We start from the raw sequence: 18,459 nt of genomic DNA on the forward strand, positions 1-18,459 counted from the left end.
CTGTGACCACACGTAACGGCAAGGTGATCGCCGACCAGACCATCTCCGCCGACGGGTACTCGGCCGGGCTCAACCAGACCGAGGAACGCCCGTTCGGCGACGACGGCGGTGACGGCTGGGGTCGTGGGCTGCACGCCTGGATGTTCGACTTCGGGGAGGAGAACCGGCCCGAGGTCGACCAGATCACATCCGCCTCAGCCGTCATCATGGGGCGCAACATGTTCGGCCCCGTGCGCGGCGCATGGGATCGGCAGTGGAACGGCTGGTGGGGTGACGACCCACCGTTCCACAAGCCGGTGTTCGTGCTCACCCATCACGCACGCGAGCCGCAGCCGATGGCTGGCGACACCACCTTCCACTTCGTCACCGACGGGATCGAGGCGGCGCTCGCGCAGGCGCGCGCGGCGGCCGGTGGCGGCGACATCTTGATCCACGGCGGTTCGACCACCATCAACCAGTACCTCGCCGCCGGCCTGGTCGACGAGCTGCGGCTGCACATCGTGCCGCTCACCCTCGGCGCCGGTGTGCGGCTGTTCGAGGGCGTTCCGCCGCTGAACCTCGAACAGGTGACGGCGCGGGCGGCGAGCACGGTCCTGCACGTCACCTACCGCGTGCTCTCCTGAACCGACGGAGGATGCGTTGTCCGCTATCGCGTCACTGACAGTCGTCCCCAGGGACAGCATCACCGAGCTGGCCCGCCTGGCCCGCACATCGCCGTCGTCGTTCCGCGCGTACCTGGCCGAACACGGGAGCAGGGCGCGGCAGGAGTACGACTGGTCCGGCTACTGCATGCTGTACGTCCTGACCTATCTGGAGGAACGCGACATCGACCTGGAACCGCCGGAGTTGAATGCCGAGTCCGAGGCCATCAACAGCGTGCACGGCCTGACCACGCTCATCACTCCATCGCCAGGGTTACCGGATCAGCTCGATCCCGGCGCGCACCGCGAGGAGGAATTGGCCGCGCACTTCGAGGAGATGGGGGTGGACTTCGAGGAGAGCGGCACGGCCGGTCTGGACACGCTGAGGCTGTTGCGTGACAGCATCTCCGACCTTCGCGACGACCAGGTGTTGCTGCTCAACATCGGCTGAGGCCACCGATCAAAGGTGAGGTCGGCAGCATTCAGCGCGCCCGCGAGCAGAGTCAGGGTGACCCACAGGTGTAGAGCGCACTCCTGCCCCGCGTGGTGGCATCGATCGTTGTAGGGTGCGCGCCGTGGGATATTCGGTGATGCCCTCAGGCCGTCTGCATCTCCCGAAGTCGGAGGACGCGGCTGCGGTCGCCGCTGTCCACGCCGCCCTGGCTGAACGCGGTGGTTGGTACAGGCCGGATGAGTTTCCGTCGGATGGCACCCTGGTCGACCTGGCGGATCCGGCCAGGGCCACAATCGTCCGCGACGGAGACTGGATCGAGTTCGGGTACGACGACGAGGGCGACCCCAAGTGGTCGAACCACACGACGGCCTTCTACGTCGCGATTGCGCCGTTCGTTCGCTCGGGAACCGTCGAGATCGAGGGCGAGGACGGCTCTCGCTGGTCGTACACCTACGCCAACGGGCAGATCACCCAACAGGGTTGGAACGGTTGGGATGGGTCCATCGAACCGTTTGGCGAGTATGTGGACCACCCGTAAGCGCGGTCACTCACCAGCCGCCAGGACTTCGGAGTCTCCTCCCCGCGCAGTCTCCCAGGCCGGCCGCTGGGGCTCGTCGTTGTGCACGACGATGTCGGCGTGCCGGGTCGGGCGGGTCGTAGCGAAGTAGAGCTGCTGCGAGGGGATGTAACGCTCCCGCCAGCGCCGTTCGATGTCGGCCCGAGCTGACACCCGGCGCTCTCGGATCACGGCACGATCCACGGTCTTCTCCAGCGCCGTCGACACGAAGATGCGCAGGTCCCACCGGTCGATCAGTTCCGGGCGCAGGAGGAAGACGCCGTCGAAGACGAGCACGGCGTCGGCCGGGGCGGTCGTGACCGGCGGGGACAGCACAGCATCCGTAGCACGGTCGTAGACCGCGTGTTGGAAGCCTCGATCTCCGCCTGGGCCGAGCGGATCGAGCAGAACCCGGTTCAACGCGTCGTAGTCGTGGGCGTCGTGGTAGCAGCCTTTGGCCGAGTACTCGCCGCGCGGATAGCGCTGGGCGCGGGGGAAGAGGAAATCGTCGATCGTGGCGCGGATGACGTCGCGGCCCCGCTCGCGCAGGACGGCGGCCAACTCGTCGGCGAGGGTGGTCTTGCCTGCGGCCGGCGGCCCGTCGATGGCAAGCCGCGTCGGGTGGGCGACCGTGACGGCGCCAACTGCCTCAGCCAAACGTTCGAGCAGCTCGTCGCGGGTGCCTTGAACCATGTCCTGCTACCTCCTCACGTCACCGTTCGCGGGTCGTGCCGGATTGGAGGCCTCGTCGAAGTCGGTCACATCACGTAGGGTCTTCCGATGGTCGCATGGTTTCTGGCGTACCTCCGCCCGTTGCTTGTCGTCTGCGGACACCTGCTTGCCCTGGTGTTGCTCGTCCTGGACGCGCGCCGTGAATGGAGTGCGTACGGGCTTGTCATGCTCCTCCTGTTGCTTGGTGCGCTTACCGCGATACCAGCGGCGCTGGTCGACTGGCCAGGGTTCCGGCTGATCAGCCTGATCGCACAGACCGTCGGAGCCGGCGTCATCGTGTTGGCTCTCCATGACTCGGCCGACAAGCGGGCTCTCTGGGTCTACGTGCTGTCCGCCCTCGCGGCGGTGATCTCGCCGATCAGCCGGCCAGGGCTTGGCCGAACGACAGTGATCGGCGTGGGGACGGCACTGGTGCTCACAATCAGCGTGTCGGCTCCAGCACTGGCCTGGGGTGGTGGTCAGCCCGAGGCGGTGGTTTGCGTGCGGGAGGGGCAGTCCGCTGAGGAGCTGGTGGGCGAGAACCACCGCTTCGACCCCAACCACGTGGTTGCGGGCTTCGGGTCAGAGGGGCCGCAAGCGCCCTGCCTGGAGGTGCTGTTCGATCCCGGTGCCACCGCTGGCGACGCCGACGACGTCACCCGCCGCTACTCCGTAGACCCGAGGGTTTCCTCCGTCAGCCGGACACGCTGACCCTCAGCGCACAGGTGCGCCGGACCTCGACACTCCGGGCTCGTGGTGTGCGTGGCGGGGGGCGGGTCGCTACAGCGCCACCGGGATCAGTTCGATGCCGCACATCGTCACGTGGGGCTCAACCAGTCGCTTGGCCTCCTCGGCATCCTTCTCGGTGAGGAAGACGCCGAGGTTGTGCCACCTCCGACGGCCGTCCTGCTCGGTCAACGCAGTCAGCAGGTGCAGGTAGCGGTGTCGTTCCCGGCGTACGCCCTCTGGTATGCCGGTGAGGAACGCCTCCGCCACCTTCTGTGGCGAGGCGATGTCCAGCTCGCCGCCGACTCCGCTGAGCGGCTTGACTGGCCACACCGGGTCGTACGGACTGAACGTGTTGAAGAACGAGGGCTGCACGTCCGACAGTTCGCCCTCGCACCACCCGACATTGGCGGTGATGACGTAGCCGGTCACCCCTTCGCTCTCCAGTACGAGCACCCTGGCATCCTCCGAGCGGTAACCGTCGTCACTGATGTCACCGAAGATCCGCGTGGCCTCGTCCCTGGTCGCGCACCGAATCACCAGCCCGCGATACGCCGCCTGGATCTGCACGGCGTCGACCGGGTTGAACAGCACCTCGATCGTCGTCGGAAGCCGGCCGCGGCCCCCGGGCATCTGGTCCGCGCGCAGCAGGAGCTGGCCGTACGTCGCCGAGTACGACCACAGCGCGAACAGCCGCTCGCTACGGAAGAGTTCGACACCCGGGCGGAAGTCCTCGTCACGGTGGAGCCAAACCTTCGACGTCATCTGGTCACCCTCCGACACCGCGACGGCGATCGTCAAGATCAGGATTCCGAAGCTCAGGTGCGACAAGCTGTTTGGGGCGGATCTCCTCGTCGGCTCGACGGTGCGGGCGTCGAGGTCCGGGGTCGTCTTGCGTCCACGTCTGGCAACAGTGGGCCGGCAGTCAGCGGTTCACAAAGCCCGGATAAGCATCAACTACCCCTGTGGTCCTCTGCACCAGGAGGTAGCCGTCCTCGACCCAGACGATCTCGCCGGCATCAACGAGGACCGGTTGGTCCAGGACGAAGTAATGCCATCGATTGACAAGTGTGAGGCGGTCAGCTCGCTCGCGGCGGATTGGCTGACGCTTCCTGGCTGTACCCACGGCAAACAGCATCGGCTCCATGCTGGTAAGCAACAAGTCCTGGCGGCCTGGGGATTGGATCCTCGCGCTCGACCTCGTCAGGCATCGGCCACGTGACAGCGGACGTGGTAGATCTTCGGACACGACGTAGCCACACTTCCTACGGCGCTGCCAGAGCTGGGCTCATGGTGGCCTGGCCGATCGTGCCGTTGGCGCGGAGGCCCGCAGCGCCGGCTTGAGATCTCTCGATGTCCGGCTGTAGCGTTCTGCCAGTGGGACGGCTAGTGGGACGGCTAGTGGACCGGCACCGTGATCTCGCCGGGTGGTTGGTGACGCCGCTGTTCACCCTGATAGCCGCTCCAGTGCTGGCCTGCCTCGTCGGGGTGTTGGGAAGCCTCGGGGACCACAACGGCCCACCGGCGCTGTGCAAGGAGGCCATAGCAGAAAACATGTGCGAGGAGACCAGCCTCGGGGTGGCCGGCGTTCATGTGGTCATCTCAGGCGTCATGTGGGTGCTGCTCTGGGTCATCCCGTGGTGGCGAGGTCTTCGCACGGTGCGCGTTCTGCTGGCCGTCGCTGCGACCGTCGTTCTCGTACTCCTGCCAGTGCGGATGTTCAACTGGTCCTGACACAGCGCCCGCCGCTTGTCGTCTGGCGTCAACGTCCGGGAGCCATATGTGGAAGGCGGCTGGCTGGTGCGCTGAGGGCCGGAGGGACGTTGATGCCGGCTTCCCAGGTGTCGGCTCCACCGGCAACCTCTGTTCGGTGCCGGTCCGAGACCACCGGCGCCTGCGCAGGTGCCGGTGGTCTCGTCGCCCGCCAGCATCGGACGGGTGCAGCAAAGCTATCGCCCGGCCACAGGTTGGAGTTCGAACTAGGCGCCGTATCCGCCGTCGATCCGGAGTACTGCGCCGGTGACGTAGGAGGCCTCCGGGCTGGCCAGGAAGACGACGCCCGCGGCGATCTCCTCCCCCCTGCCGTAGCGCCCCATCGACGTCGTCGGAAGGAACACGGCTGCGGCCGGGCCGTCAGCCGGGTTGGCGTCGGTGTCGATGAATCCGGACTGGATGACGTTGACCGTGACACCCCGGCCCGCCAGATCGCGGGCCACGCCCCGGCTGAAACCCTCGAGGGCCGACTTCGTCGCCGTGTAGTACGCCATCCCGGGGAAACCGGCCCGCATTCCCACACCCGAGCTGATGCTGATGATCCGCCCGTCATCCGGCAGCAGCGGCAACGCCTCCCGGATCGCGGCCGCCGGGCTCCTGTAGTTGGCGGTGAGCTGGCGCTCGATGGCGGCCTCATCGGGATCGACCTCGTCGATGCGGCCACCACCACCGATTCCCACGTTGTTGACCAGGATGTCGAGCTTTCCGAACTGCTCGACCACCTGGTGGATCAGGCCGGTCGCCTGCGTCACGTCCGTCTGGTCGGCCCGGAACGCCGCCGCGCGCACTCCCTTCGCCTCCAGGTCGGAGACCACGGCCTTGGCCCGATCCTCCGCGGCCACGTAGCTGATTGCGACGTCGGCTCCCTCGTCGGCCAGCGCCAGCGCGATCGCGGTGCCGATCCCCCGCGATCCGCCGGTCACGATCGCCACCTTGTTGTCCAGCTTTCCCACTGCTGCCCACTTCCCGCGTACGACGAGTTATTGACTGACCGGTCCACCATAATGATTGTGGACCGGACGGTCAAGGATCCGTATCCTGGATCGCATGGCACGTCCGCGAGGGTTCGACGAGAAGCAGGTACTCAACGCCGTCCGTGATCAGTTCTGGAACGCCGGTTACGCCGCGACCTCGCTGGAGGACCTGATGCGGGTCAGCGGGCTGGGCAAAGGCAGCCTGTACGCAGCGTTCGGCGACAAACGCCGGCTTTTCCTCCGGGCGCTGCGCAGCTACACCGACGACAACCACGACCACCTGCGCAAAGCCCTCACCGAAGCTCCGCGAGCCGTGGTCGCACTACGCACGATCCTTGAGCCACCGATCGGCGACCCGACCGGCGCCGGCAAACGGCGTGGCTGCCTGATGGCCAACAGCACCTTGGAACTCGGCAACGCCGACCCCGAAGTCCTCGATCACGCCCACCGCACGTACGAGACGTCGACCGCGCTGATCGGCGACTGCGTCGCCCGCGCCCAACGCGAGGGCGACCTACCCGCCGAGGCAGATCCGATCGCACTGGCGCGCGCACTCCTGGCCGCGCAACAAGGCCTGCTGTTCATGAGCCGGACCGGCATGGACACGGCGACACTCAGCGCCACAGCACGATCACTCGCCAATCAACTCCTGCCGGACCCCCACGGCGGCTGAACCGGCCGGAGTCCTCGGGCTGCGGGTCGATCAAGATTTTCCGGGCGAGAAGCTGCGGTTCGTTGCAACCAGGGCTGGCATCGGGGGCTGAGCGGATCTCCTCGTCGGGCAGTCGTAGACCGTCCAGCCTGGTAGCGCGGACGGCCTCGACCGGGCGGCGGGTCCTGCTGCTGCGGACTCAGTGCGGACTGAGGGCCTCGGTCCGGACCTCGATGCGGTTCGTCCGGGTCGTCGGCAGCATCGTAGACAAGGAAAACGGCTGGTGGGGCGGGCGGGACTCGAACCCGCGACCGAGGGATTATGAGTCCCCTGCTCTAACCGGCTGAGCTACCGCCCCGAACGCCGCGCCGGATCTTATCCCGCTCGGCGGTCAGCAGCCAGCACCGAGCCGGCCGGCGCCCACGCCTGCACCAGCACGATGGGCTACAGGAATATAACAGCGTGCTCGGGTACGCCTGTCAGCCGGCGCGCAGCTCGTCCAGCACGGCGCCGGCGGCGCGCCAGCCGCTGGTGAGAGCGCCCTGGATCGATGGGCTGTCCCGGTGGTCACCGGCCACGAACAGGCCCTCCCCCAGCGCCACCGGCTTGCGCAGCCGTCCCTGCGGCGGCGGTGCGGCGGGCAGCGCCTCGGGGATCGCCACGGTGGTGAGGTGCGTCCAGTCGGCGGTGGAGCGGCCGTACAGCCGGGTCAACTCGGCCCGGATGGTCGGCTCGGGTGGGGCCGTCGGGCCGACCACCGAGGTGGCGATGAGGTGCCGTCCGGCGGGCGCGTACGTCGCGGCGGCGTTGCTGAGCACCACAGTGTTGGCGACGAGTTCGCGTCGGTCGCCGTCGACGAGCAGGATCGGCTCGGTAAGCGGCGGCTCCGGCGCGCTGTGGTAGTAGGTGGTGTAGCTGTGCATGCGTACCGTCGCCAGGGCTGGCAGCAGCGCGGCCGCGGCGGGCGGGTCGACGGCGACCAAGACGGCCCGGCAGCGGATGTCGCCGGCCTGGGTGCGGACCCGGCCCGGGGTGACCTCCGCGACCGGGGTGTCCAGGTCGAGCAGGTCGGCGGGCAGCGGCGCGGCGACGGCCCGGGGCAGTGCGGCCATCCCTTCGGCGGGCAGGCCGATCCTGCCGCGGGCGAAGGAGCGCAGCACCATCGCCAGCACGTGACTGGAGGTGGAGAGTTCCCGGTCGATGAACACACCGGACAGGAACGGTCGCAGCAGCTCCTCGATGATCGCGTCGGAGAGGCCGGCGCGGCGCAGCGCCGTCTCGGCGCTGGTCTCCGGCGCGGCGAGCAGCCGGGACGCGGGGAGGGTGGCGCAACCGGTGGCGAGGGCGGCGAAGCGCAGCCGGTCGAGCAGGGAACCGACGCCGGCGAGCGCGGTGCCGGGCCCGCCGGTCGGTTCGCGCAGCGGGTTGACCAGCCGCAGCAGCTTGTCGCCCTTGCGGACCAGCACACCGGAGGTGAAGTAGCCGAGGTTGAGCTGGTCGATGTCGAGCAGCGTGCCGAGCCGGGGGTAGGCGGTGTTGAGCACCTGGAAGCCCCGGTCGATGAGGTGACCGTCGACCACGTCGGTGGCGACCCGGCCGCCGAGCCGACCCTCGGCCTCCACCAACCGCCACGGCACGCCGGCGCGGTGCAGCCGGCGGGCGGCGGCGAGACCGGCCAGACCGCCGCCGACGATGACCACATCGGTTTCAGCCAGCACCGCGCGCCTCCCGCTCACCGTTCGCCCGGGACAACCGGCCCGGCCACCAGATCTTCGGCCCGATGTCGTACGCGAGTGCGGGCACCAGCAGCGACCGGACGATGATGGTGTCGATCAGTACCCCGATCGCGACCGCCGTACCCAGCTCGACGAGCACCACCAGGGGCAGGACGGCGAGGGCGGAGAACGTCGCGGCGAGCACGATGCCGGCTGAGGTGATCACCCCGCCGGTGACGGCGAGGCCGGCGAGCACCCCGGCGCGGGTGCCGCGCTTGACCGACTCTTCGCGGACCCGACTCATCAGGAAGATGTTGTAGTCGATGCCGAGCGCGACCAGGAAGACGAACGCGAACAGCGGGAACGACGAGTCCACGCCGGGGAAGTCGAAGACGTGGCGGAACAGCAGCGCGCAGAGGCCGAGGGTCGCCCCGAAGCTGAGCAGCACGGTGGCGATCAGCAGCAGCGGGGCGAGCAGCGCACGCAGCAGCAGGGCCAGGATGACCGCGATGACCACCAGCACGACCGGAATGATGACGTTCTGGTCGCGCTTGGCGGCGTCCGAGGTGTCCACGTTGATCGCGGTGAAGCCGCCTACCACCGCGTCCGCGCCGGGCACCTGGTGTACGGCCACCCGCAGCTCGCGGATGGTCCGCTCGGCGCCGTCGCTGTCGGGTGGGTCGGCCAGGGTCGCGTCCAGTTGCACCCGCCCGTCGACCACCTTCGGGGTGGCGTTCTCCTCGGGTGGGCCGGTCTGCGGGCCGGCCGTGAGCGGACGGACGTCGGCCACGCCGGGCACGTCCTTCGCCACCTGGGCGACCTGCCGGGCGGTCTGCTCGGTGGTGAAGATGGTGGCCGGGCTGCCGGTGCCGCCCGGGTAGTGCCGGGCGATCACCTCCTCGCCGTCGACCGAGTCGGTGCGCTGGGTGAACAGGTCGGACTGGCCGAGGGTGGTGGCGCCGAGCTGGGTGAGGCCGAGCGTCAGGAGGGCCAGCACGACGGCGGTGCTCAGCCAGATCGGGCGGGCGTGCCGGGCCACGAAGCCGGCGACGCGGCTCCAGATGCCGTGTTCGGCCCGCGGGTCGGCCTGGTCGGCTCGGGGCCGTCGCGGCCAGAACGCCCACCGTCCGCCGAGCACCAGCAGCGCGGGTAGGAAGGTGAGCATCACCAGCAGGGTGGCGGCGATGCCGATGGCGGCGACCGGGCCGAGTGCCCGGTTGGAGTTGAGGCTGGACAGCAGCAGGCAGAGCAGGCTGACGATGACAGTGCCGCCGGACGCGATGATGGCCGGCGCGGCGCCCTTCCAGGCGGTCTTCATGGCGTCCCACGGGCGGTCGTGCCGGTGCAGCTCCTCCCGGTAGCGGGCGATCAGCAGCAACGCGTAGTCAGTGCCGGCGCCGAAGACCAGCACGGTGAGGATGCCCTGGGCCTGCCCGTTGAGCTTGACCACGTCCGCGTCGGCCAGCAGGTAGACGAAGACCGAGGCGAGGGCGTACGACATCCCGGCGGCGAGCAGCGGGAAGATCCAGAGGACCGGGCTGCGGTAGACGATCAGCAGGATGACCAGCACCACGACCAGGGTGACCAGCAGCAGTGGTCCGTCGATGGCGGAGAAGACCTCGATCAGGTCGGCGAGCAGACCGGCCGGGCCGGAGACGTCCACTGTGAGGCCGTCCCGGTCACCGCCGGTGATGTCGCGCAGTTGCTCGACGACAGCGCCGATCTCCTCGCCCTCGGCGTCGTCCACCGGTACGACGACCTGGAGTGCCTGGCCGTCGTCGCTCGGGATGGGCGGGGGCAGTGGGGTGACCACGCCGGGGATCTGGGCGAACCGGGCGGCGTCGGCGCTCACCCGTTGCCGGTCCGCGTCGGTGATCCCGGAGGGCCGCTCGTAGACGACCAGAGCCGGGATGGTCTGCCGGTCGACGAACTCGCCGGCGAGGTCCTGGGCGCGGGTCGCCTCGGCGTCGGTGGGCAGGAAGGCGGCGTTGTCGTTGGTGGCGACCTCGCTGAGGCGCCCCGCGTACGGGCCGGACACGCCGCCGATCACCAACCAGGCCAGCACGACCGCCACGGCGACCAGCGTGGCCCTGCCGCCTCGTCCGGACATCCGCACTCACCCCAAGGATCGACGCATCAATCGACGCAGCGGTAGCCTCAGTCGACATCGACCATCCTGCCGGGCAAGCAGGTCCAGGGTGGGTGAAACGGGGTCACACACACGAAAACGCCCGTCGGCCGGTGGCTGACGGGCGTACGTGGAAAAGCTCCCCCGATTGGACTCGAACCAATAACCTGCCGGTTAACAGCCGGCTGCTCTGCCAATTGAGCTACAGGGGATCGTGCTCCGCTCGACTTCGGATCTCCCCCGACGCCGTGCGACGGGACAAGAGTACAGGACATCCCCCGGTGGTGGTCCAGTGGGTTGCCTCCCCGCCGTCGCATTGACAATAGGGGTAAATCGCCATCCCGACACAAGCATGCTTGAGCGGAGAGCAGGATGGGTAGTTAGCTGCGGACAGAGGACGCAGGCGCGAACAGGTCGCCTTCCGACGGGGCAACTCGACGGGGCGACGGCGCGTCAGGTACGGAAGGAGCCGCCATGCGCGGAAAGATCATGTTTCTTGGCGGGCTGGCTGCGGGATTCGTCCTGGGCGCCCGTGCCGGCCGGGAAAAGTACGAGGAGCTCGTTGTTCGGGGCCGCAAGGTGCTCGACCACCCGACCGTCCAGGAGGCGGCCGGGGTCGCGCAGGCCCAGGCCAACAAGCTCTACAGCGAGGGCAAGGACAAGCTCGGCCAGACCAAACTGGGCGAGAAGCTGGGCAACGGCAACGGCAACGGCAGCACCGGCAAGCAGGAGCTGACCGCAGCCGACGACGCGTTCGCCGGCACGCCCGCCACCATGGGCGCCAAGGCGGGCACCAGCACGGTCGGCACGACCTCCGGGTCGCCGTCGTCCACGAACCCCCGCACCAAGCCGTCCGGCTCGGGCACGAACGCCAGCACGCTCTGACCAACCGCACGTCGACGGGCCGGTCGCCGCAGGGCGACCGGCCCGTGGTCTGTCCGACGTGCGGTCAGTCCTTGCTGCTGAACGCCGCGTCGAAGGCGGCGCTCGGTGCGTCGAAGGCGAGCCGGCGGACGAACTGCAACGCCTCCGGGGCACCGACCAGCCGGTCCATGCCGGCGTCCTCCCACTCGACTGAGATCGGGCCGGTATAGCCGATCGCGTTCAACGCGCGGAAGCAGTCCTCCCAGGGCACGTCGCCGTGACCGGTGGAGACGAAGTCCCACCCGCGCCGCAGGTCGGCCCAGGGCAGGTGCGAGGCGAGCCGGCCACGGCGGCCATCCCCGGTACGCACCTTCGCGTCCTTGCAGTCCACGTGGTAGATCCGGTCGGCGAAGTCGAAGATGAAGTTCACCGGGTCCAGCTCCTGCCACACGAAGTGCGACGGGTCCCAGTTCAGACCGAACGCGGGCCGGTTGCCGATCGCCTCCAGCGTCCGCTTCGTCGTCCAGTAGTCGTACGCGATCTCACTGGGGTGCACCTCGTGCGCGAACCGCACGCCCACCTCGTCGAACACGTCGAGGATGGGGTTCCACCGGTCGGCGAAGTCCTGGTAGCCGCGCTCGATCATCGACGGCGGCACCGGCGGGAACATCGCGAGGGTGTGCCAGATCGACGAACCGGTGAAGCCGACGACCGTCTTGACCCCGAGCTTCGCCGCCGCCCGCGCGGTGTCCTTGATCTCCTCGGCGGCCCGCTGACGAACCCCCTCGGGCTCCCCGTCGCCCCAGATGCGGCCGGGCAGAATGTCCTGGTGCCGCTCGTCGATCGGGTGGTCGCAGACCGCCTGACCAACCAGGTGGTTGGAGATCGTGAAGACCTCAAGGTTGTGCTTCGCGAGGGTTTCCCGCTTGCGCTCGACGTACGAGTCGTCGGCGAGCGCCTTGTCGACCTCGAAGTGGTCGCCCCAGCAGGCGATCTCCAGACCGTCGTAGCCCCACTCGGAGGCGAGCCGGCAGACCTCCTCGAACGGAAGATCAGCCCACTGGCCGGTGAAGAGCGTGATGGGTCGCGCCATTGTCCTTCTCCCCTGATGTGATGGGGATTCCTTGTGCGGACCGGGGCGAGGGTGACCGGACGTGCGCGGCACCCGAGCGGTCACCGGTGGGTGCGGAACACACCTGAGCCCGGCGGGTTGCGCCTCCCACCGGGTCACCGGCCACCAGCACGGTCGCCGACCCCCACCCTATTTCCGCAGTGCCCCATCGGGGAAGCCCCGCAGTCGGCCGATCATCCGATCATTTCCTCGGGCGCGGGCAGGACAGCCCGTACGGTGAAGCCGCCACCGGCGCGCGGGCCGGCCGAGAACGTGCCGCCGAGCCGCTCGGCGCGCCTGCGTACCCCGAGCAGACCCCGACCGGCGCCCTGGGTGCCGCCGCCGGACGCAGCGGGACCGGCGCCCTCGTCGCGGACCTCGATGGTGATGCCCGCGGCGTCGTAGCGCAGGCGGACCCCGACCGGCGCGCCCGGCGCGTGCCGGCACGCGTTGGTCAGCGCTTCCTCGATGATCCGGTACGCCACCACGTCGACCGGGCCGGGCAGCGGCCGGGGTTGCCCGGCCATGGTCCAGCGCACCGGTTGACCGGCGGTGAAGCCCTCCACCAGCGCGTCGAGACGGTTCAGGCTGGGCGCCGGCTCGGACGGGTCGTCGGGCTCATCGGCCCGGCCCAGCGCACCGAGCAGCTGATGGCCTCGCGCCAGCACCGTCCCACGCCACTGCGCGAACAACCCCATGCAGGTCAAGGTACGGCAGCCACCTGTGCGCCACCCTCCCGGCGTCCCCACCCCGCCCTCACCCCTCACCCCACCCGGCCCCCCACCCCTCACCCCGCCGATCTTGCACTTTGTGTTGACGAAAGGTCGGCCTTGTGACATTTTGTCGCGACAGAAAGTGCAAGATCGGCGAGGGCGGGGAGGGACGGGGCTGGGCGGGGCGGGGCGGGGCTGGGCGGGGCGGGGCGGGGCTGGGCTGGGCCGACGGCAAAGCCGTCGGCCCCTCCAGGGGTTACTTGGTCAGGGCAGGGTCCACTTCTGGTTGGCCGCGTTGAGGCAGGTCCAGAGGTGCACGATGGTGCTGTCGGCGGAGTTGTTGCCGGAGACGTCCAGGCACTTGCCCGACGACGGGTTGCGCAGGGTGCCGTCGGACGCGGCCGCCCAGTTCTGCGCGCCGCTGCCGTTGCAGGTCCAGAGCTGGATCTTGGTGCCGTCGGCGGTGCCGCTGCCGGAGACGTCCAGGCACTTGCCGAGCGCCTTGATCGTCGAGTTCGGCGTCACGGTCCAGGTCTGCGCCGTGCTGCTGTTGCAGGTGTAGATCTGGATCTGCGTGCCGTCGGCGGTGCCGGCGTTACGCACGTCCAGGCACTTGCCGGCGAGACCCTTGATCGGGCCGACACCGGTGCCGCCGCTGCTGCCCTTGACCAGGGTGAAGTCGTCCAGGTCGAAGAGCCCCGTGCCGCTACCGGTGAAGGTGAGGTAGAGGTTCTGGGTGCTGGACGGGACGTTGGACAGCGCCGTGGAGACGTTGGCGTAGGTCGTCCAACTGCCGGTGTTGGGCACCGCGACCGTGCCGAGCACCGGGCCGGTGGCCGAACCGGTGCGCACCTGGATGGCGCCACCCGCGCCGCCGGAGACGACCCGGGCCGTGAACGAGGTGACCCCGGCCAGGTTGACCCCGTTGTACGCGGCCCAGTCGCCCGGCTCGATGTAGCCGAGGGTCTGCCCGCCGTTGGCCCCCGCCTTGGTGAACGCGGAGACACCGCTGGCCGAGCTGAACGCCTCGGCCTGGATCGTGCCGGTGGGCGGCGGCGTGGTGCCCAGCTCCTTGATCCGGATGTTGCGGAAGGAGGCGTCGTCACCGGTGCCGTGGTTCTGGATGCCGATGTGACCGGCCAACGAGCGGACCGGGTTGGTGTTGGTGAAGTCGTTGATCTTCACCCCGTTGAGGAAGATCTGTAGCCGCTCGCCCTCGACCAGCAGCTCGTACGTGTTCCACTCCCCCGGCGCGTTCAGCGCCGCGTCGCGGGCGGCGATGTCGGCGGACTTGAAGGTGTAGACCGCGCCGGTGGTGCGGTCGGTCGCGTCGGTGGCGTCGATCTGGATCTCGTACCCGTTGTCGACGGCCGACCACGGGTCACTCGACGGTGGGAACCCGATGAAGATGCCGGAGTTGTCGTCACCGGCCAGCTTCCAGTCCAGCTTCAGCGAGTAGTTGGTGAACTGCTTGGCGTTGTACCAGTACAGCCCCATGCCGCCGACCGAGGTCAGGGTGGCGTCGGTGTTGGTGAAGCTGCCCGGGCCGGCCTGTGACCAGCCGGCCGTCGAGCCGTTGAACAGCGGGGTGTAGCCGGTCTCGGGCCGACAGTCGGCCTTGCTCCGACCGGAGGCGTACCGGATGCCGCCGAGCAGGTGGTTCCGGAACCCCGACTCCGCGTACGACGCCTGGGTGTGCCCGGCCCCGGTGTAGAAGGACCGGCCGCCGCTGTAGCTCTTGCACCAGCTCAGCGGGTGGTCGGCACCCATCCCGCCGCCCGAGTACGACGACTCGTCAAGGGTGGCCAGCACGTGGGCGCTCGACCGGGCGTTGGTGCGGTAGTTGTACCACTCGTCGGTGCGGGTCCAGGTCTGCGGCAGGTGAGCGGTGGCCGCGTGGCCCCGGTCCTCCACCTTCATGTTGGCCTGCTGGATCGCGGGGTGCGAGGCGAACCACGCCCCCACGAGGTTGCCGTAGAACGGCCAGTCGTACTCGGTGTCGGCTGCGGCATGCACACCCACGTATCCGCGGCCGGAGCCGATGTACGACTCGAAGGCGGTCTGCTGGCTGGCGTTGAGCACGTCGCCGGTGGTGTTGAGGAAGACGACCGCCTCGTACTGGTTGAGGTTGCTCGTGGTGAACGCGGCGGCGTCCTCGGTCGCGGTGACGGTGAAGTTGTTCGCCGCGCCGAGGTCGCGGATGGTCTGGATGCCGACCGGGATCGCGTCGTGCCGGAAACCAGCGGTCTTGGAGAAGACCAGCACGTCGTACGGGGCGTCGGCGGCGCTGGCCGGGGTGGCCGGGGTGGTGCAGGCGATGACGGCGAGTGCGGCCATGGCCGCACCGAGGACGGGTCGCAGGCGTCTGCGCATATCGCTCTCCTAATTGCGGTTAGGAGGGGCCCCTCGCATCACACTAGGCGTTGTCGAAGGGCCCCTCCCGCCAGCTCAGGGCAGGGTCCACTTTTGGTTGGCGGCGGCGGTGCAGGTCCAGAGGTGGACCACCGTGCTGTCAGCGGAGCTGTTGCCGGAGACATCGAGGCACTTGCCCGACGACGTGTTGCGGAGGGTGCCGTCGGCCTGGGCCGCCCAGTTCTGCGCGGCGGTCCCGTTGCAGGTCCAGAGCTGGATCTTCGTGCCGTCGGCGGTGGCAGCACCCGACACGTCCAGGCACTTGCCCAACGACTTGATCGTGGAGTTGGGGGTGACCGCCCAGGTCTGCGCGGCACTGCCGTTGCAGGTGTAGATCTGGATCTGCGTGCCGTCAGCCGTGGCGGCGTTGCGCACGTCCAGGCACTTGCCGCCGAGGCCCTTGATCGCCCCGGCCCCACCGGCCGGGGGCGTCCCGGTGACGAAGGTGAAGGCGTCCAGGTCGTAGAGCGCCCCGGTGCCCGACCCGGCGAAGGTCAGGTAGAGCGTGGTCGTGCCGGTCGGCGGGTTGCTGATCGTCCCGGTGACCGTGGTGAAGGTTTCCCAGCCGCCGGTCACCGGGACCGTGGCCGAGCCGAGCACGGTGCCGGTGGCGGAACCGGCCCGGACCTGGAGGGTGCCACCGGCGCCCGCCGAGGAGACCCGGGCGTTGAACGAGGTCACGTTGCCCAGCCGGTACGGCTGGAACGCGATCCAGTCGCCGTTGTTGATGTCGCCGACGGTCTTGCCACCCTCGGCCGGGGTCTTGCTGAACACGTTGATCCCCGACGAGGTGCCGTAGAACTCGGCCTGGCGGTGCCGCGGCGGCAACGTGTGCTGGGTGTGCGTGGTCAGCCCACCGGCGTCGGTGTACTCGGCGTCGAAGATCGCGAAGATGTTCGCCGCGTCGTCGTGCTCACCGTCGACCGGGATGGTGATCGAGCCCGAGCAACCGGTCTTCGAGGTGATCTGGTGCCCGTGCTGGTCGTGCCCGAGCACGTAGGTCATCTTGACCTTCGTGCAGTCGATGGTGCCGTCCTCCGGGTCGGTCACCGTGATGCTGTACGCCACCGTGTCCCCGAAGCCGAACAGCTGACCGTTGCCCGGATTGTTGATCGTGACCGTGGGCGCGGTGTTGCCGACGCTGATCTGCACGCTGCTGCTGCCGGTGGCGCCCTGCGGGTCGCGCACCGTCAGCGTGGCGGTGTAGGTGCCGTTGGCGCTGTAGGTCTTCGTCGGGTTGGCGGCGGTCGAGGTGGTCCCGTCACCGAACGCCCACGCGTAGGTCAACGCGCCGCCCTCGGGGTCGGCCGAGCCGGCCGAGGAGAACGTCACCGCGAGCGGGGCCGCGCCAGAGGTGCGGTTGGCGCTGGCCTTCGCGGTGGGCGCCCGGTTGCCGCCGCCGACGTAGTCGAAGCGGTAGAGCGCCGAGTTGGCGTCACCGTTGAAGTAACCGGTGCCGTAGTCGAGCACGTAGTACGCGCCGTCCGGGCCGAACGCCGAGTCCATCACCTGCTTGCCGACCCACGGGAAGGTGTCGATGGTGCCCCGGGAGCCGTCGGAGTTGACGTGGATGGGCTTGATCCAGCCTCGGCCGAACTCGGTGGCGAAGAACTGCCCGTCGAACGACTGCGGGAACTTGGTGGTGGAGGTCGACGAGGCGTTGTACCGGTAGACCGGGCCGCCCATCGGCGACTCGGAGCCACCGCCGAACTCGGTCGGGGTGCCGGCGTCGCCGGCGTACCGGATCCAGGCCGGCTGGGCCGGCGGCAGGGTGGTCAGGCCGGTGTTGCGGAACGAGTTGTTGGTCGGCCCGCCGGTGCAGTTGTACTTCGCGCCGCTGGCGCTGGTCGCGAAGTCGAACTCGTTGTACGTCTCGGTGGCGGTGTTGGTGCCGGTGCAGTACGGCCAGCCGTAGTTGCCCGGTGCCGCGACCCGGTTGAACTCCACCTGGCCGGAAGGCCCGCGGGTGGAGCTGGTGGAGCCGGCGTCCGGCCCGTAGTCACCGACGTAGACCACCCCGGTGGCCTTGTCCACGCTGATCCGGAACGGGTTGCGGAATCCCATCGCGTAGATCTCCGGCCGGGTACTGGCCGTGCCGGGGGCGAACAGGTTGCCCGACGGGATGGAGTACGTGCCGTTGGCGTTCACCTTGATCCGCAGGATCTTGCCGCGCAGGTCGTTGGTGTTGCCGGCGCTGCGCTGCGCGTCGTACGCGGGGTTGCGGTTGGTCCGCTCGTCCAGGGGTGAGTAGCCGGACGACTCGAACGGGTTCGTGTCGTCGCCGGTGGACAGGTAGAGGTTGCCGGCGGCGTCGAAGTCGATGTCGCCACCGACGTGGCAGCACACGCCCCGGCTGGCCGGAACGTCGAGCACGTCGATCTTGCTGACCTGGTTGAGCGTGAAGTCCGAGTTGAGGGTGAACCGGGAGAGCCGGTTGACGCCGTTCCAGGCCGAGAAGTCGGTGCCGGTGGCCGGCGCGTCGCCGCCGGGGGTGGAGAGCGGCGGGGCGTAGTAGAGGTAGATGTAGCGGTTGCTGGCGAAGCCCGGGTCGACCCCGACGCCCTGCAACCCCTCCTCGTCGTGCGTGTAGACCGACAGGGTGCCGATCACAGAGGTGGTGCCGTTGGCGTCGGTGCGGCGCAGGGTGCCGTTGCGGGCGGTGTGCAGGACCGACCGGTCCGGCAGCACCGCCAGCGACATCGGCTCACCCATGTCGGTCACGCCACGGGCCAGCTCGACCTGCTGGAAGTCGCTGGCGACGATCGTGTGTGCCTGGGCGGGGGCCGAGCCGGCGGCGAAGGTGACCGTGCCGGCGGCGACCGCCAGCAGCAGCGCGGATCCGGCGGAGAACCATCGTCGGGACCGTTGTCTGGGTGCGTCCTCCATGGACATCTGTGCTGTCCCTTCCTGACGTGTGACTGCCAGGCCGGGCGCGCGCCGTCGCGCCGGATGCCGTAGCGGTGGTGGGGGGTCGATGGGTTACCGCGCCGCCGGTTCACCTCGACGAAACATTGTCGTGTTGGTCACGA

The 18,459-nt window shown here is 69.2% G+C and carries 17 protein-coding genes and 2 tRNA genes; 7 read left to right on the forward strand and 12 right to left on the reverse strand.

Going from position 1 to position 18,459, the window contains the following annotated elements; translation table 11 throughout:
- Window positions 1–2: 2 nt before the first annotated feature.
- The 3 genes from ACFYP0_RS13440 (at window position 3) to ACFYP0_RS13450 (ending at window position 1,633) form a co-directional block, all read left to right on the forward strand.
- On the forward strand, window positions 3–623 hold the full coding sequence (locus ACFYP0_RS13440) for a dihydrofolate reductase family protein (RefSeq protein ID WP_355494060.1): 621 nt from the start codon (window positions 3–5) through the stop codon (window positions 621–623).
- A gap of 16 nt (window positions 624–639) precedes the next feature.
- Window positions 640–1,092, forward strand: coding sequence for a hypothetical protein (locus ACFYP0_RS13445; RefSeq protein WP_355494059.1), 453 nt, complete (start codon window positions 640–642; stop codon window positions 1,090–1,092).
- Window positions 1,093–1,216: 124 nt separating this feature from the next.
- On the forward strand, window positions 1,217–1,633 hold the full coding sequence (locus tag ACFYP0_RS13450; RefSeq protein ID WP_386995853.1) for a hypothetical protein: 417 nt from the start codon (window positions 1,217–1,219) through the stop codon (window positions 1,631–1,633).
- Window positions 1,634–1,639: 6 nt separating this feature from the next.
- Here the strand turns inward: ACFYP0_RS13450 and ACFYP0_RS13455 are convergent, their stop codons facing one another.
- Window positions 1,640–2,344, reverse strand: a complete 705-nt coding sequence (locus ACFYP0_RS13455; RefSeq protein ID WP_386995855.1) for a cytidylate kinase family protein — start codon at window positions 2,342–2,344, stop codon at window positions 1,640–1,642.
- An 87-nt stretch (window positions 2,345–2,431) separates the two neighbouring features.
- On the opposite strand from ACFYP0_RS13455, the gene ACFYP0_RS13460 reads away from it, so the two are divergent.
- The gene (locus tag ACFYP0_RS13460; protein ID WP_386995857.1) at window positions 2,432–3,073 is read left to right on the forward strand and encodes a hypothetical protein; all 642 of its coding nucleotides are present in this window, start codon (window positions 2,432–2,434) and stop codon (window positions 3,071–3,073) included.
- A 69-nt stretch (window positions 3,074–3,142) separates the two neighbouring features.
- On the opposite strand, the gene ACFYP0_RS13465 is transcribed toward ACFYP0_RS13460, so the two are convergent.
- Together ACFYP0_RS13465 and ACFYP0_RS13470 are read right to left on the reverse strand one after the other, a co-directional pair.
- Window positions 3,143–3,853, reverse strand: coding sequence for a hypothetical protein (locus tag ACFYP0_RS13465; RefSeq protein WP_356980945.1), 711 nt, complete (start codon window positions 3,851–3,853; stop codon window positions 3,143–3,145).
- 160 nt (window positions 3,854–4,013) lie between these two features.
- On the reverse strand, window positions 4,014–4,226 hold the full coding sequence (locus tag ACFYP0_RS13470) for a hypothetical protein (RefSeq protein WP_386995860.1): 213 nt from the start codon (window positions 4,224–4,226) through the stop codon (window positions 4,014–4,016).
- 263 nt (window positions 4,227–4,489) lie between these two features.
- On the opposite strand from ACFYP0_RS13470, the gene ACFYP0_RS13475 reads away from it, so the two are divergent.
- Window positions 4,490–4,822: a hypothetical protein gene (locus ACFYP0_RS13475; RefSeq protein ID WP_386995862.1), complete on the forward strand. Its 333-nt coding sequence runs from the start codon at window positions 4,490–4,492 to the stop codon at window positions 4,820–4,822.
- Between the two features lie 245 nt (window positions 4,823–5,067).
- Here ACFYP0_RS13475 and ACFYP0_RS13480 read toward each other — a convergent pair whose 3' ends face one another.
- Window positions 5,068–5,814 carry an SDR family NAD(P)-dependent oxidoreductase gene (locus tag ACFYP0_RS13480; RefSeq protein ID WP_124859476.1) on the reverse strand — a complete coding sequence of 249 codons (747 nt, stop codon included), beginning with the start codon at window positions 5,812–5,814 and terminating at the stop codon, window positions 5,068–5,070.
- Window positions 5,815–5,908: 94 nt separating this feature from the next.
- On the opposite strand from ACFYP0_RS13480, the gene ACFYP0_RS13485 reads away from it, so the two are divergent.
- Window positions 5,909–6,508: a TetR/AcrR family transcriptional regulator gene (locus tag ACFYP0_RS13485; protein WP_386995865.1), complete on the forward strand. Its 600-nt coding sequence runs from the start codon at window positions 5,909–5,911 to the stop codon at window positions 6,506–6,508.
- A 260-nt stretch (window positions 6,509–6,768) separates the two neighbouring features.
- Here the strand turns inward: ACFYP0_RS13485 and ACFYP0_RS13490 are convergent.
- From ACFYP0_RS13490 to ACFYP0_RS13505, 4 genes are all read right to left on the reverse strand, one after another.
- Window positions 6,769–6,845: transfer RNA gene (locus ACFYP0_RS13490), tRNA-Ile, on the reverse strand.
- 121 nt (window positions 6,846–6,966) lie between these two features.
- Entirely contained in the window at window positions 6,967–8,205 is a 1,239-nt protein-coding gene (locus ACFYP0_RS13495; RefSeq protein WP_124859480.1) for an FAD-dependent oxidoreductase, read from the reverse strand.
- Entirely contained in the window at window positions 8,195–10,312 is a 2,118-nt protein-coding gene (locus ACFYP0_RS13500; protein WP_356980961.1) for an MMPL family transporter, read from the reverse strand. The genes ACFYP0_RS13495 and ACFYP0_RS13500 overlap by 11 nt, the downstream gene beginning before the upstream one ends.
- Before the next feature lie 157 nt (window positions 10,313–10,469).
- Window positions 10,470–10,542: transfer RNA gene (locus ACFYP0_RS13505), tRNA-Asn, on the reverse strand.
- 262 nt (window positions 10,543–10,804) lie between these two features.
- Here ACFYP0_RS13505 and ACFYP0_RS13510 point away from each other — a divergent pair.
- Window positions 10,805–11,215: a hypothetical protein gene (locus ACFYP0_RS13510; protein ID WP_124859484.1), complete on the forward strand. Its 411-nt coding sequence runs from the start codon at window positions 10,805–10,807 to the stop codon at window positions 11,213–11,215.
- Window positions 11,216–11,279: 64 nt separating this feature from the next.
- On the opposite strand, the gene ACFYP0_RS13515 is transcribed toward ACFYP0_RS13510, so the two are convergent.
- The 4 genes from ACFYP0_RS13515 to ACFYP0_RS13530 form a co-directional block, all read right to left on the reverse strand.
- Window positions 11,280–12,287 carry a sugar phosphate isomerase/epimerase family protein gene (locus tag ACFYP0_RS13515; protein WP_030488695.1) on the reverse strand — a complete coding sequence of 336 codons (1,008 nt, stop codon included), beginning with the start codon at window positions 12,285–12,287 and terminating at the stop codon, window positions 11,280–11,282.
- Between the two features lie 212 nt (window positions 12,288–12,499).
- Window positions 12,500–13,003, reverse strand: coding sequence for a sensor histidine kinase (locus ACFYP0_RS13520; protein ID WP_091409033.1), 504 nt, complete (start codon window positions 13,001–13,003; stop codon window positions 12,500–12,502).
- A gap of 279 nt (window positions 13,004–13,282) precedes the next feature.
- Window positions 13,283–15,391, reverse strand: coding sequence for a ThuA domain-containing protein (locus tag ACFYP0_RS13525; protein ID WP_124862298.1), 2,109 nt, complete (start codon window positions 15,389–15,391; stop codon window positions 13,283–13,285).
- Between the two features lie 75 nt (window positions 15,392–15,466).
- Window positions 15,467–18,322: a PQQ-dependent sugar dehydrogenase gene (locus ACFYP0_RS13530; protein WP_386995869.1), complete on the reverse strand. Its 2,856-nt coding sequence runs from the start codon at window positions 18,320–18,322 to the stop codon at window positions 15,467–15,469.
- Between the last annotated feature and the right edge of the window lie 137 nt (window positions 18,323–18,459).

It is taken from the genome of Micromonospora arida (genome assembly GCF_042873195.1).
Taxonomy (GTDB): domain Bacteria; phylum Actinomycetota; class Actinomycetes; order Mycobacteriales; family Micromonosporaceae; genus Micromonospora; species Micromonospora arida.